The organism is Streptomyces sp. NPDC048521 (genome assembly GCF_043199855.1).
Lineage (GTDB): Bacteria > Actinomycetota > Actinomycetes > Streptomycetales > Streptomycetaceae > Streptomyces.
Map to the genome: position 1 here is coordinate 80,335 of NZ_JBICWR010000010.1, position 13,234 is coordinate 93,568.

15 protein-coding genes are annotated in these 13,234 nt (G+C 72.8%); 11 read left to right on the plus strand and 4 right to left on the minus strand.

The genetic code is table 11. The features are described 5' to 3' along the window. The first annotated feature begins 90 nt into the window (after window positions 1-90). The 5 genes from ACGFRF_RS23195 (at window position 91) to ACGFRF_RS23215 (ending at window position 3,767) form a co-directional block, all read left to right on the plus strand. Window positions 91-1,488, plus strand: a complete 1,398-nt coding sequence (locus tag ACGFRF_RS23195; protein ID WP_393742829.1) for a diaminopimelate decarboxylase — start codon at window positions 91-93, stop codon at window positions 1,486-1,488. Between the two features lie 178 nt (window positions 1,489-1,666). Continuing rightward, complete coding sequence (locus ACGFRF_RS23200; RefSeq protein WP_393742831.1) at window positions 1,667-2,050, plus strand: hypothetical protein; 384 nt, start codon at window positions 1,667-1,669, stop codon at window positions 2,048-2,050. Continuing rightward, window positions 2,047-2,847 carry a transcriptional regulator gene (locus ACGFRF_RS23205; protein WP_393742833.1) on the plus strand — a complete coding sequence of 267 codons (801 nt, stop codon included), beginning with the start codon at window positions 2,047-2,049 and terminating at the stop codon, window positions 2,845-2,847. Before ACGFRF_RS23200 ends, ACGFRF_RS23205 begins: the two co-directional genes overlap by 4 nt. A 31-nt stretch (window positions 2,848-2,878) precedes the next feature. Beyond that, window positions 2,879-3,382 (plus strand): roadblock/LC7 domain-containing protein, encoded by a 504-nt coding sequence (locus ACGFRF_RS23210; RefSeq protein ID WP_393742835.1) that lies wholly within the window; start codon window positions 2,879-2,881, stop codon window positions 3,380-3,382. Window positions 3,383-3,392: 10 nt separating this feature from the next. Beyond that, window positions 3,393-3,767, plus strand: a complete 375-nt coding sequence (locus ACGFRF_RS23215) for a hypothetical protein (RefSeq protein WP_393742837.1) — start codon at window positions 3,393-3,395, stop codon at window positions 3,765-3,767. Here ACGFRF_RS23215 and ACGFRF_RS23220 read toward each other — a convergent pair whose 3' ends face one another. The 3 genes from ACGFRF_RS23220 to ACGFRF_RS23230 form a co-directional block, all read right to left on the minus strand. Continuing rightward, window positions 3,768-4,352, minus strand: a complete 585-nt coding sequence (locus ACGFRF_RS23220; RefSeq protein WP_393742839.1) for a hypothetical protein — start codon at window positions 4,350-4,352, stop codon at window positions 3,768-3,770. Between the two features lie 89 nt (window positions 4,353-4,441). Beyond that, window positions 4,442-5,278, minus strand: a complete 837-nt coding sequence (locus ACGFRF_RS23225; protein WP_393742841.1) for a MurR/RpiR family transcriptional regulator — start codon at window positions 5,276-5,278, stop codon at window positions 4,442-4,444. 272 nt (window positions 5,279-5,550) lie between these two features. Beyond that, the gene (locus ACGFRF_RS23230; RefSeq protein WP_393742843.1) at window positions 5,551-7,059 is read right to left on the minus strand and encodes an aromatic amino acid ammonia-lyase; all 1,509 of its coding nucleotides are present in this window, start codon (window positions 7,057-7,059) and stop codon (window positions 5,551-5,553) included. Between the two features lie 141 nt (window positions 7,060-7,200). Here ACGFRF_RS23230 and ACGFRF_RS23235 point away from each other — a divergent pair, with 141 nt between their 5' ends. The 6 genes from ACGFRF_RS23235 to ACGFRF_RS23260 are packed head-to-tail and all read left to right on the plus strand — an operon-like array spanning window position 7,201 to window position 12,354. After that, window positions 7,201-8,235, plus strand: a complete 1,035-nt coding sequence (locus tag ACGFRF_RS23235) for an ABC transporter ATP-binding protein (protein WP_393742845.1) — start codon at window positions 7,201-7,203, stop codon at window positions 8,233-8,235. Next, entirely contained in the window at window positions 8,232-8,873 is a 642-nt protein-coding gene (locus tag ACGFRF_RS23240) for an ABC transporter permease (RefSeq protein ID WP_393742847.1), read from the plus strand. The genes ACGFRF_RS23235 and ACGFRF_RS23240 overlap by 4 nt, the downstream gene beginning before the upstream one ends. Window position 8,874: 1 nt before the next feature. Beyond that, on the plus strand, window positions 8,875-9,537 hold the full coding sequence (locus ACGFRF_RS23245; RefSeq protein WP_393742849.1) for an ABC transporter permease: 663 nt from the start codon (window positions 8,875-8,877) through the stop codon (window positions 9,535-9,537). Window positions 9,538-9,545: 8 nt separating this feature from the next. Then, a complete protein-coding gene (locus tag ACGFRF_RS23250; RefSeq protein ID WP_393742851.1) occupies window positions 9,546-10,478 on the plus strand; it encodes an ABC transporter substrate-binding protein in 933 nt (310 codons plus the stop codon). Continuing rightward, a complete protein-coding gene (locus ACGFRF_RS23255) occupies window positions 10,479-11,894 on the plus strand; it encodes a purine-cytosine permease family protein (RefSeq protein ID WP_393742853.1) in 1,416 nt (471 codons plus the stop codon). A 10-nt stretch (window positions 11,895-11,904) separates the two neighbouring features. Beyond that, complete coding sequence (locus ACGFRF_RS23260) at window positions 11,905-12,354, plus strand: hypothetical protein (protein WP_393742855.1); 450 nt, start codon at window positions 11,905-11,907, stop codon at window positions 12,352-12,354. Window positions 12,355-12,374: 20 nt separating this feature from the next. Here the strand turns inward: ACGFRF_RS23260 and ACGFRF_RS23265 are convergent, their stop codons facing one another. Next, window positions 12,375-13,136 carry an SDR family oxidoreductase gene (locus ACGFRF_RS23265; protein ID WP_393742857.1) on the minus strand — a complete coding sequence of 254 codons (762 nt, stop codon included), beginning with the start codon at window positions 13,134-13,136 and terminating at the stop codon, window positions 12,375-12,377. Between the last annotated feature and the right edge of the window lie 98 nt (window positions 13,137-13,234).

Genomic DNA, 13,234 nt, shown 5'->3' on the forward strand with positions numbered 1-13,234 from the left:
AGAGCTAGTCAATACACCGGGCCGGCCCCGTCCGCGCACGGTGGGTGTTTGGCTGGGAGCACCGGTAGCCGAGACAGGGCAGGGAAGGCCGTGGAGCACGAGCACGAGCACGAGGACGAGCACGACATCGAGAGCGGGGCCCGGGAGCGCGCCGGGCGGCGGGACGAGGCGGTACGGGCGGCGGTCGCGCAGGGACTGCTGGGGCCGGGCGCGGCCGTGGTGGGGCTGCTGGACGTCACCGGCATCCGGAGGTCGGCGGCGGCCCTGCGGGCGGCGTTCGACGCGGTCGCCGCACCCGGGACGCCGGTCCTGCACGCTTTCGCGGTGAAGGCGACCCCGCTGGTGCCGGTGCTGCGGCTGCTGCACGAAGCGGGCATCGGCGCCGAGGTGGCGAGCCCCGGGGAGCTGGCGCTGGCCCGGGCGGCCGGGGTGCCGGCCGCCCGGACGGTGCTGGACTCGCCCGCCAAGACACCGGCGGAGCTGCGCGAGGCACTGGCGCTGGGCGTCGCCGTGAACGCCGACAATCCGCAGGAGCTGGACCGGCTGGACGCCCTGGTGCGGTCCGCGCCCAGCCGGTCGCCGCTCGGCATCCGGATCAACCCGCAGGTCGGCGGCGGCACGATCGGGGCGACCTCCACGGCGACGGAGACCTCGAAGTTCGGGGTGGCGCTGCGCGACGAGGGGGCGCGCGAGTGGGTCGTACGGGCGTATCTGGAGCGGCCGTGGCTGACCCGGTTGCACGCGCACACCGGCTCGCAGGGCATCCCGCTGTCACTGATGGCGCGGGGGGTGGCGGAGACGTACGCGCTCGCGGAGGAGATCAACGCGCGTGCCGGACGCCACCGGATCGACACGCTCGACATCGGCGGCGGACTGCCGGTGAACTTCGCCTCCGAGGGGACGACACCGTCGTACGCGCAGTTCGCGCGGCTGCTGGCGGAGGAGGTACCGGGGCTGTTCGACGGGCGGTACGGGCTGGTGACCGAGTTCGGGCGGTCGCTGCTGGCCAAGCACGGGACGGTGGTGGCCCGGGTGGAGTACGCCAAGAGCGCGGGCGGACGGCGGATCGCGGTGACGCACGCGGGCGTGCAGGTGGCGACGCGGACGGTGTACGCGCCGGAGGCGTGGCCGCTGCGGATCGCCGCGTACGACGCCGAGGGGCGCCCCAAGGCGGGGCCGGAGGTGGTGCAGGACGTGGCCGGACCGGCCTGCTTCGCGGGCGACCTGCTGGCCGAGGGCCGCGCGCTGCCCCTTCTGGACCAGGGCGACTACGCGGCGGCGCTCGACACGGGCGCGTACTACTTCGCGCACCACTACGCCTACAACTCCCTCGCCCGCCCCGGCATCTACGGCTTCGCGCCGGACGGCTCGGGCGGCATCAGGTTCGCGACCGTACGGGAACCGCAGACGATCGCCGAAGTGGTGTCGGAGTCCGGTGGGGCGCACGCGTCGGCGCTCACCACCCTGTGCGCGCACGAGAGCCGTTGACACACACCGTGTCCGTTCGAACAAATGGATCAACTGAACGGGCACACACCCCAGTTGACCCACCTTAGTACGCCGGACGCACGTTCCACTGGAAAATGCCAAAGGCCTCACCCCCCGCACACACGTTGCGTAGTGTCTCTGTCACTCAGCCGGAGTCCCAGGCGGGAGGGGAGCCACGGTGCCCGGAATCGACGAGTGCCTGCTGGAAGCGATGCGGTTACCGGGTGCCCGGGGAGCCGCACTGGTGGACTGGACGAGCGGACTGGCCCTCGGCACGGTCGGGGAGGCCCCCGGCGGCGATCACGAGACGACCGCCGCCGAGGCCGCCGAACTGGCCCGGATGGCCGCCGAGCACGGCGCCTTCGCGGCCCCTGGGGATGAGCATCCGCCCATCGAGGACGTGATCGTCAGCAACCACGACAGCTACCACCTGCTGCGGTTCGTGGACACGACCTTCGACAGCAGCGTGTTCCTGCACCTGTGGCTCGGCCGCGAGGAGGGCAACCTCGCGCTCGCCCGCATCCGGCTCGGCGAGATGGCCGCCCGGCTGGTGCTGGGATGACCGCGGTCCGGACGCCTCCGCCGCCCCTGCCGGTGCGGGACAAGGCCGCCGCCCGCGCCCTGTCCCCGATGCTGACCCGGCTCGCCGAGGAGCGGGCCACCGGTGTCCTGCTCCGTGAGCACGGCACCCTGTACCTCGCCGAGGGCCGGGTGGTGCACGCCGAGAGCCCCCTCTCCCCGGGCCTCGACGTGCTCCTCACGGCCCACGGCACCCTCGCGGCCGCCGCCTGGCAGCGGGCCGCCGCCGAGGCCGCGGGCCCGCTGCAGGCCGCCGAACTCCTGCTGGAGTCCGGGCTGCTGCCCGCGGGCGCGCTGGAGCTGTGCCACCTGGACGCGCTGTACGACGCCGGGTACTTCGCCCTGGCACAGAGCAGCACCCCGGGCCGGTTCCGCTACGACAACACGCCCCGGACCGGCCCGCTGCCCTCGGTCCCGGTCGTCGCGCTGGAACGCGAGACACTGCGCCGCCGCCTGCTGCTGCACCGGCTGTGGCCCGACCCGGCCGCCGACAGCGCCCCGCTGATCCGCGCGGACCCGGCGACGGCCGCGCCGGTCACGCCCCGGCAGCGGGCGGTCCTGGACCGGGTGGACGGCGTCCGCACGGCCGTCGAGATCGCCCGGAACCTGGGCCGGCAGGCCTTCCACACGCTCGTCGACGTGCGCCGGCTCGCGGCCGCCGGCCACGTCACCCCGGTGGCCCCCGTCCACCCGGACCCCGCCCCGCCGCCCCCACCCCCGGTCACCGACCCCGACATCGCGCTGCTGAAGAGGCTCAGGGATGCGCTGGAGGCGCTTTGAACGGCATCGCCCCGCCGAGAGGAGAGAGCTGATGGTGTCCGAGGAGGACCGGCAGACGGTCCTGGACGAGCTGCACCGGCTGCGCAGCCGGGTGCCCCAGCTCACCGGCTCCCTCGCGGCCGGCGTCGACGGTCTCGTCGTCGCCCACGACACCCCCGGGGTCGACCCGGACGGCCTGTCGGCGCTCACCGCAGCCGCGCTCGGCGTCGCCGTACGGGTCGCCGACGCCACCGGACACGGCGGCTTCCGCGAGCTGCTGGTGCGCGGCGAGCGCGGCTACATCGCCACCTACGCGGCCGGCCGCACCGCCGTACTGACCCTGCTCGCACAGGACCGGGTCAACGTCGGCCGGCTCCACCTGGAGGGCCGCCGGGCCGGTGCGCGCGTCGGGGAACTGCTCGACGCCGCCGAGGCCGCGGCCCGGGCCGCCCGCCCGGCCGGCAGGCCGCTGGGCGCCGTCAGCACCGCACCCCCGGTCCGTACCCGTACGACCCGTACCACGAGCGCCGAAGCGCGCACCGCAACCGACAGCTGAGAGGACCACCATGGCCAACACCGAGACCGCACTGAAGGAAGCCCTCACCTCCATCGAGGGCGCCACCGGCGTCGCGCTCGTCGACTACACCAGCGGGATGGCGCTGGGCACGATGGGCGGCAGCAAGAGCTTCGACCTGAACGTGGCCGCCGCCGGCAACACCGACGTGATCCGCGCCAAGATGCGCACGATGGAGATGCTGGGCCTCAAGGGTGGCATCGAGGACATCCTGATCACCCTGTCGGACCAGTACCACCTGATCCGCCTGCTCAGCAGCCGCGGCGGCAACGGCCTGTTCCTCTACCTCGTCCTCGACGCGAGCCGGGCCAACCTGGCGATGGCCCGGCACCAGCTGAAGAAGATCGAGGCGGAGCTGGAGGTCTAGTCAGACCAGCGCCGCGGTACGGCGGCGGGCCCCGCCCGGGGCCGCGTCGCCGGCCGCGACGCCCGTACCGCGCAGGCCCGTCACGGCCTTGCCCGCCGGGCGCCCGCCGCGCTTGTCGAGCCAGTCGACGCGCACCCACAGCAGCATCTCCTCGGCCCGCTCGCGCCGGCCGAGCCAGGCGGCCTTCAGCCGGAGCCCGGTGCCGATCCCGGCGAGCAGCATGCCACCGGCCGCGGGCACCACGAAGGAGCCGCCGAGCGCGGCCAGGAACGCCAGCAGCAGCCACCAGCGGTGGCCCCGGCGCCAGTTGCGCACGGTCACCGCCCGGTCCTGCAGCACGTCGTACTTGCCCGCGCGGGCCGCCCCGCGGGCGAGGGCTGCGTACCGGCCCCGGCGCACCAGCACCACGACGGCCGCGCCGATGAGGAACAGCGCGGCCCCGGCCGGCACTCCGATCCGGCGCCCGGTCACCCCGGGTACCAGCACTCCGATCCCCGCGGCGAACACCCCGAGCCACCACATCGGCGCGGCCCCCGCCCGTACGACGACGGCCACCCGAGCCAGTCCCTGACCTCCGCGCGCCACGTCAGCCTCCCGTGTCACGTCTCCACAGCGCCTGCGTCTCGTACAGAAGCTAATAGCAGAACGTGAGACGAATCTGAGAGAGCGGCAGGTCATTCCACGAACAGGTTCCGCGCCGCCGCGTGCGCGTCGAACTCCTCCAGCCTGGCCTGTGCGTCCGGCAGGTCGTCGCAGAGCGCCTCCAGCAGCACCCGGCCCAGCAGCATCGGCGCACACGCGGTGTCGAAGGCGAGCCCGGTGCCGACGGCGGCGGGCAGCAGCAGGTCGGAGTGCTTGGCGACCGGCGCGAAGGCGGAGTCGGCGACCGTGACGACGGTCAGACCAGCCTCCTGGGCGTAGGCGAGGGTGTCGACGACCTCGCGCGGATGCCGGGGCAGCGCGAAGCAGAGCAGGGCCGTGGCGCCCGCGCGGACGGCCGCGTCGATGCGGTCCTGGATCATCGTGCCGCCCTCGTTGAGCAGCCGGACGTCCGGGTGGACCTTGGCGGCGAAGTACGCGAAGCCGTACGCCTGCGAGGCGGCGGCGCGCAGCCCGAGCACCGGCAACGGCCGCGAGGCGGCCAGGAGCCGGCCGGCCTTCTGCACCGGGCGGGGGTCGGCGAGCAGTTCGGCGAGGTGCCTGAGGTTCTCGATCTCGGCCTCGACGGCCTGCTGGTACTCGTTGTACGCACCCGCCTCGGCGGCCGGTTCGGCGGGCACGACGTCGCGCAGGTGCTTGCGCAGGGCGGGGTAGCCGTCGAAGCCGAGCGCGACCGCGAACCGGGTCACCGACGGCTGGCTGACACCCGCAAGCTCGGCCAGCTCCACGCTGGACAGGAAGGGCACGTCGGCGGCCCGCCGCACCATGCTGTGCGCGATGCGGCGCTGGGTCGGCGTGAGCCGGTGTCCCTCGAACAGCGCCTGCAGCCGCGAGGCCGGGCTGTCCGTCACACCGGACGACCCACCGGACGACCCACCAGCCGACCCGGCCGCTGGCCCTCCCGACGACCCGGCAGACGGTCCACCCGACGACCCACCGGACGACCCACCAGCCGACCCGGCCCCTGGCCCTCCCGACGACCCACCGGACGGCCCACCAGCCGACCCGGCCCCTGGCCCTCCCGACGACCCACCGGACGGCCCACCAGCCGACCCGGCGGACGGTCCACCAGCCGGCCCACCGGACGTCGCCCCGGGTGTCGCCCCGGTATCCCTGTCCACGCTCATGACGTGCTCCCCCTCCAGATGTCCGTGAACCGGTCGAGCAGTGCGGCCGCCGCCGTCACGTCGTCCGTGAGCGGCCGGTCGGCCGGGTCGGCGTCGAGGACCGACTCGGCGAGCGCCAACGCCCGTCCGGCCGGCAGCCCCGGGTCGGGCCGCAGACCGCGCTGACGCAGCGCCCGGACGGCGGCGACGAGTTCGCAGCCGACCACCAGACGGTACGCACCGCACGCGCGCAGGGTCTGCCGCGCGGCGAGCGAGGCGAAGCTCGCCTGTTCCTCGACGCCCCGGGAGAGTACAGCGTGGCCGAGCGAGGCGGGCGCCGAGAAGGCCCGCAGATCGCCGAGGGCCGCTCCGGCCGCGTACTCCAGGATCATCACGCCGGAGGAGGCCGGCTCGTGGTCGGCGAGGAAGGGGCGCAGGCGCGTGTAGGCGGGCTCGTTGAGCGTGGACAGGCGGGACGTCGACAGCCGGGCCACCTGGGTCACGGCCAGCCTGAAGTGATCCAGGGCGAGGGCGAGTTGGGCCTGGTAGAAGCCGCCGTGGTGGTAGGCGGCCAGATCCTCGGGGGCGATGAGCGGGTTCTCGGCCGCCGCGTTGATCTCCACGTCCAGGACCTGCTGCAGGGCGTCGGCCGCGTCGTGCGCGGGGCCGTGGATCTGGGGCAGGCAGCGGAAGCCGTACGGGTCCTGGATCCGGCCCAGCGGCGGCGTCGGCCGGTCCGCGGCGCCGATCAGCTCCCGCATCCGCCGGGCCACTTCGGTGCTTCCCCGATGCGGGCGGGCGGCGTGCACGGGCGCGGCGTACGCCTCGTGGGAACCGTCGACGGCGAGCAGGGACAGCGCCGCGACGACCTGGGTGGCGCCGATCAGCCCGTGCAGTTCGTGCAGGGCGAGCGCGGACTGGCCGAGGGTGAGGGCGTTGCTGCTGATCAGGGCGAGGGCGTCGTTGTTGTCGAGGGGCTGCGGCCCGGGGGCGCCGGCACCCCGCCACGGGTGCTCCCCGGCCAGCGCCAGCCCGACCTGGGCGAGCGCGGCGATGTCACCGGTGCCGACGGAGCCGAACTCGTTGACGACCGGATGGGCGCCCGTCCGGAGCGCCTCGCACAGAGCGGTGACCACACTGGGGCGCAGTCCGGCGCCCCCGGCCAGCAGCTGGTTGGCCCGGACGGCGAGCATCGCGCGCACCTGCCGGGCCGGGAGCTCCCCGCCTATGGCACCGGCGTGGCTGCGCAGCAGGCGCAGGCCGTGTCCGGCGGCGGCCTCGGTGGGCACGTCCTCGTTCCGGTTCGCGCCCACACCGGTGGAACGGCCGTAGACGCGTCCGGTGGCCGCGATCTGCCGGGCGGCGTTCCAGGACTCCTCCGCCCGCCGCATCGCGTCGGCCTCCGGGACCGGCAGGGCGACCCCGTCGGCGAGCCGTACGACGTCCTCGACGCCGAGTCCGTCCCCGGCGAGGACGACCGTCGCGGACCGCACGTACTTCGGCGCGTCCATGATGCGAGACGACATCAAGCCCAAACTCCCCTCAATCCGGACATCCGATCTTGCTGTGCGGTCATCGGTTACCTCGGATTAACGCCGGAGCATTGACAACCTATTCAGACACCAAGAACTCTGCATGACGTTATACAGCCGGGCAAGGGACATCTCATGATCCAGTTCGATGCGGTCCACAAGCGTTTCCCGAACGGCACCACAGCAGTCCACGACCTCGACCTGGAGATGCCGGAGGGCGGTATCACCGTCCTGGTCGGATCCTCCGGTTGCGGCAAGACGACCACCCTGCGGATGATCAACCGAATGGTCGAACCGACCTCCGGCACCATCCGCGTCGGCGGCAAGGACGTCACCCGTCAGGACGCGGCCGAGTTGCGCCGCTCCATCGGCTACGTCATCCAGCAGGCCGGCCTCTTCCCGCACCGCACGGTGCTCGACAACATCGCCACCGTCCCGCTGCTGCTCGGCTGGAACCGCAGGAAGGCCCGGGCCCGCGCCGCCGAACTGCTGGAGACCGTCGGCCTCGCCGCCGACGCCGGCAAGCGCTACCCGCACCAGCTGTCCGGCGGCCAGCAGCAGCGCGTCGGCGTCGCCCGCGCCCTCGCCGCCGACCCGCCGGTCCTGCTCATGGACGAACCCTTCGGCGCGGTCGACCCCGTCGTCCGCACCCAATTGCAGGACGAACTGCTCAGACTCCAGCAGGAGTTGAGCAAGACCATCGTCTTCGTCACCCACGACGTCGACGAGGCCGTCCGGCTCGGCGACCAGATCGCGATCTTCCGCACCGGCGGCCACCTCGTCCAGTGCGCCTCCCCCGCCGAACTGCTCGCCCGCCCGGCCGACGACTTCGTGGCCGGCTTCCTCGGCGCCGAGCGCGGACTGAAGCTCCTGTCGCTGAAGACCCTCGCCGACGTCCCCCAGGGCCCGGCCCCCGAGGGCGGGACCTGGACCCTCGTCCTGGACGCGGCGAACCGGCCCCTGCACTGGGCCTCCGAGGCCGCCGAACTCCCCGTCCGCCCGCTGCGGGACACCGATTCCCTGCTGTCGGCCCTCAACGAGTCGGTCGCCTCCCCCACCGGCCTGATCGCCCGCGTCGACACCGACGGCGTACTCACCGGCGTCTCGTCCCGGGACGACATCCACGAGCACGCCGGCCGCGCCCACGCCGAAGTGAGGGTGGCCGCATGACGATCGACTGGTCCTGGATATCGGCCCACACCGGCGACCTCACCACCCTCACGCTCTCCCACCTCCAGGCCGCGCTGACGGCCGTCCTGCTCGGCCTGCTGATCTCCCTTCCGCTGGCCGTGCTCGCCCATCGGATCCGCCCGCTGCGCGGATTCCTCCTCGGCGCCTCGAACGTGCTGTTCACGATCCCGTCGATCGCGATCTTCGTGCTTCTGCTGCCGGTCAGCGGCCTGACCCGCACCACCACCGTGACCGGCCTGACGGTCTACACCCTGGTCGTCCTGCTGCGGAACACGGTCGAGGGCCTCGACTCGGTCCCCGGGAAGGTGAAGGAGGCCGCGAAGGCGATGGGCACGCGCCCCCTGCGCACCCTCCTCACGGTCGAGCTCCCCCTCGCGCTCCCCGTGATCATGGCGGGCGTCCGCATCGCCACGGTCATGTCGATCTCCCTCGTCTCCGTGGCGACCTACATCGGCGACGGCGGCCTCGGCCAGCTCTTCACCGACGGCTTCCAGCGCGACTTCCCGACCCCGGTGATCGCCGGAGTGGTCCTCACCCTGCTCCTCGCCGTCGTCGCGGACGCGGCCCTGGTCGCCCTCCAGTACCTCCTCACCCCCTGGCAGAGGCGGCGAGCCTGACATGTACGAACTCTTCAGCGACCTCGGCAGCTGGCTGACCAGCGGCGCCCAGTGGACGGGCCCCGACGGCATCGCCCACCGCCTCGCCGAACACCTCCAGTACTCCCTGCTGGCCACGCTCATCGCGGCCGCCATCGGCCTCCCGCTCGGCCTGCTGATCGGCCACACCGGCAAGGGCGCGTTCGTCGCGATCAACCTCGCCTCCTTCGGCCGCGCCCTGCCGACCGTCGGCCTGGTCGTGCTGGTCTTCCTGGCGGGCGGCCTGTCGATGCTGCCGGTGTACGTGGCGCTGGTCGCCCTCGCGGTCCCGGCGATCGTCACCAACACCTACGCGGGCATGACCGCCGTGGACCCGGACGTGAAGGACGCGGCGCGCGGCCAGGGCATGCGCGGCCACCAGGTCCTGCTCCAGGTCGAGCTGCCGCTCGCCCTCCCGCTGATCATGACGGGCCTGCGCCTGGCCCTGATCCAGGTCGTCGCCACGGCGACCATCGCCGCGTACGTCTCCTTCGGCGGCCTGGGCCGCTACGTGTTCGACGGCCTCGCCCAGCGCGACCTGGTCCAGGTGCTCGGCGGCGCGGTCCTCGTCGCCGTCGTCGCCGTGGTCCTGGACATGGCCCTCGCCTCCCTCCAGCGCTTCCTCTTCCGCCACCGCACTGCCTAGGAACCCGAATGCATCGTCGTACTGTCCTCGGCGGCCTTTTCGCGGTCGCCACCGTCCCCGCCCTCTCCGCCTGCGCGAGCGGCGTCACGTCCCTCAAGGGCGGCGGCGGCAGCGCCGGCGGCGGTGGCTCCAGCAAGGGCGGAGTCACCATCGGCACCGCCAACTTCACCGAGAACCAGGTGCTGGGCTACCTCTACGCGGCCGCCCTGCGGGGAGCCGGCGTGAAGGTGACCGTCCGCCCCAACCTCGGCACCCGAGAGATCGTCATCCCGGCCCTCGAGGGCGGCGACATCGACCTCCTGCCCGAGTACCAGGGCGCCCTGCTCAACTACCTCGACCCGAAGGCCACGCCCACCGAGTCGGGCGCCATGCAGAACGCCCTCACCCTCGCCCTGCCGGCCGGGCTGCAGGTGCTGCCGTACGGGACGGCGGAGGACTCGGACGCCTTCGTCGTCACCCGCGAGACCGCGCGGAAGTACGGCCTGTCCTCGCTCGCCGATCTGCGGAAGCACAACGGCGAGCTGGTCGTCGGCGCCGCGCCCGAGGTGAAGAAGCGCCAGGTCGGCGCGGTCGGTCTGAAGGAGGTGTACGGCGTGGAGTTCAAGGAGTTCAAGTCGCTGGACTCCGACGGGCCGCTGGTCAAGGGAGCCCTGAAGAAGGGGGACGTGGACGTGGCGAACCTGTTCACCACCGACACCGACATCAAGGCCAACGACTGGGTGGTGCTCACCGACCCCGAGCACCTGATCCCCAGCCAGCACATCGTCCCGCTCATCGCCGACCGCAAGGCCGACGACACCGTCCGCAAGGCGCTCGCCCGGCTCGGCAACGTCCTGACCACCGCCCAGCTCACCGAGCTGAACCGCCAGGTGGACAAGGACAAGAAGGACCCGGAGGACGTGGCGAACGCCTACGCCCGGCAGCACGGAATGGTGAAGTAGATGAGCGGCCTGGTGGAACTGCGCTCCATCGACGTCGTCCCGGACGAGGAACGGCACGGCACGGCCTTCAGCCAGTTCACCCTGTGGCTGGGGGCCAACCTCCAGATCACCGCCGTCGTCACCGGCGCCCTCGCGGTCGTCTTCGGCGGGGACGTCGTCTGGTCGGTGATCGGGCTGCTGCTCGGCAACCTGCTCGGCGGCGCGGTGATGGCCCTGCACTCCGCCCAGGGCCCGCGCCTCGGTCTGCCCCAGATGATCCAGTCGCGGGCACAGTTCGGGGTGCGCGGCGCGGTCGTACCGCTGCTGCTGGTGATCGTGATGTACGTCGGGTTCTTCGCCTCCGGCAGTGTGCTCGCCGGGCAGGCGGTGGGCGAGCTGACGCACACGAACGACACGACCGGCATCGTCGTCTTCGCCGCCGTCACGGCGGTCACGGCGACCGTCGGCTACCGGGTCATCCACGCCCTCGGCCGTGTCGCCAGTACCATCTGCGCGCTCGCCTTCGTCTACCTCGGCATCCGCCTCCTGGACCGCGCCGACGTGACCGCCCTGCTGCACGACGCGCACTTCTCGCTGCCGATGTTCCTGCTGGCCATGTCCCTGTCGGCGTCCTGGCAGCTGGCGTTCGGCCCGTACGTGGCGGACTACTCGCGCTATCTGCCGCGCACGACGTCCACCAAGGCCACCTTCTGGTGGACGCTGTCCGGCTCGGCGCTGGGCTCCCAGTGGTCGATGACCTTCGGGGTGCTGGTCGCGGCCACGGCGGGCGAGAAGTTCCTGGCCGGCCAGGTCGGCTACGTCGTCGCACTCGGCGGCACCGGCCTGGTGGCGTCCTTCTTCTACTTCGTCATCGCGCTCGGCAAGCTCACCATCAACGTCCTCAACACCTACGGCGGCTTCATGTCGCTGGTGACGAGCGTGAGCGGCTTCCGCGGGCAGCGGCAGCTGTCCCGGGCCGGCCGGGCCACGTACATCGCGCTGATCATGGTCGCCGGCACGGCCGTGGCCCTGCTGGGCAAGGACACCTTCCTGTCGTCCTTCAAGGACTTCCTGCTGTTCCTGCTGACGTTCTTCACGCCCTGGTCGGCGATCAACCTGGTCGACTACTACCTGATCTCCAAGGAGCGCTACGACATCCCGGCCCTCTCCGACCCGCACGGCCGCTACGGCGCCTGGCGCTGGGACGCCCTGGGGATCTACGCGGTGGGCCTGCTCGCCCAGCTGCCGTTCCTCGCCACCGGCTTCTACACCGGCCCGCTGGTGGACCCGCTGGGCGGCGCGGACATCTCCTGGATCGTCGGCCTGGCCGTGCCGGCACTGCTGTACCGGCTCCTCGCACCGCGGTACGCGGCGCTCCCGCCCGGGGACACGAAGAGGGGGGTTGTCCCCAGTGCGGAGGACCTGAGCGCTCCCTAGGGTGAGCCGCATGAGCGCACCGGACCCGCGGAACGTCGACCTCAAGCAGGACCTGGAGCTGAGGAAGGACCTCGACGCCACCGTACGAGCACGCAGGGAACTGGGCGAGGAGTACGACTCCGCGCTGGTGGACTCCTTCCTGGAGAAGGTCGAGCAGCGGATCGACGACGTGGTGGACCGCCGGGTGCGGCGGCACCTGGCCGAGCAACAGATGGCGACGGCTCGCGGGACCCGGCGGCCGAAGCCGGCCGACTCCTGGGCCGACCGCTACGGCTTCGCCCTGATCACGCTGGTCCTCGCGATCCCGCTGTCCGCGATCGCCGGCGCCCTCGCCGGGATGGCCGGGATGGTGGCCACCTGGGTCGGCATCGTCGGCGTCAACACGGTCCAGGCCGTACGGCTGAACCCGGACCTGTTCACCGGCCGACCCGGCCGGGACCGGTCCGCCCAGGACGACTGACCGGTCCGGCGGCCGCGGCCTCAGGCCTGCCGGGTCGGCAGCACCATGATCTGGCGGAGGTTGACGTGCCGGGGCCGACTGGCGGCGTAGGCGACCACATCCGCGACCTCCGCCGCCGTGAGCGCTCCGATCGCCTCGAACATGCCGTCCAGCTGCCCGGACAGCTCGGCGCTGTCGACGTGCGTCTTCAGCTCGGTCTCGGTCAGCCCCGGCTCGATGTTGGTGACCCGCACGTCGCGCGGCCCGAACTCGGTGCGCAGGGACTGCGACAGATAGGTGACGGCCGCCTTGGTCGCCCCGTACACCGCGTAGTTGGGGAAGGGGACGTGGGCGCCGATGGAGGAGACGTTCACCAGGTCGGCGGTGCGGCCCTCGGCGCCGGCGGCCACCAGGTCGGCGGTGAAGGCGCGGATGATCCGCAGCACCCCGGTGACGTTGGTGTCGAGCATCCGCTGCCATTCGTCGAGCCGTCCCTCCTCGATGGGGTTGGGCTGCATGACCCCGGCGTTGTTGACGACCAGGTCGACGGCTCCGAACGCCTCGTGGACCAGGTCCCGGGCGGCCTCGACGGAGGGGTCGTCGGTGACGTCGGCGGCCACGGCGAGCGCCTGGCCCCCGTCGGCCCGGATCTTCTCCACCAGCGCCGCGAGCCGGTCCGCGCGCCGGGCGAGCAGGGCCACCCGGGCGCCCTCGGCGGCGAGCCGCAGGGCGACGGCCTCGCCGATGCCGCTGGCGGCTCCGGTGACGACGGCGGTGCGGCCGGACAGGTTCTCGTACGACATGGGTCTTCCCCCTGGTTCGCTGCCCCGCCGGGGCGTCTCCCCGGCGGCTGACACCACCCTCGCCGCAGCCCGCGGCCGTACCCAGGGATGCGCTTTTC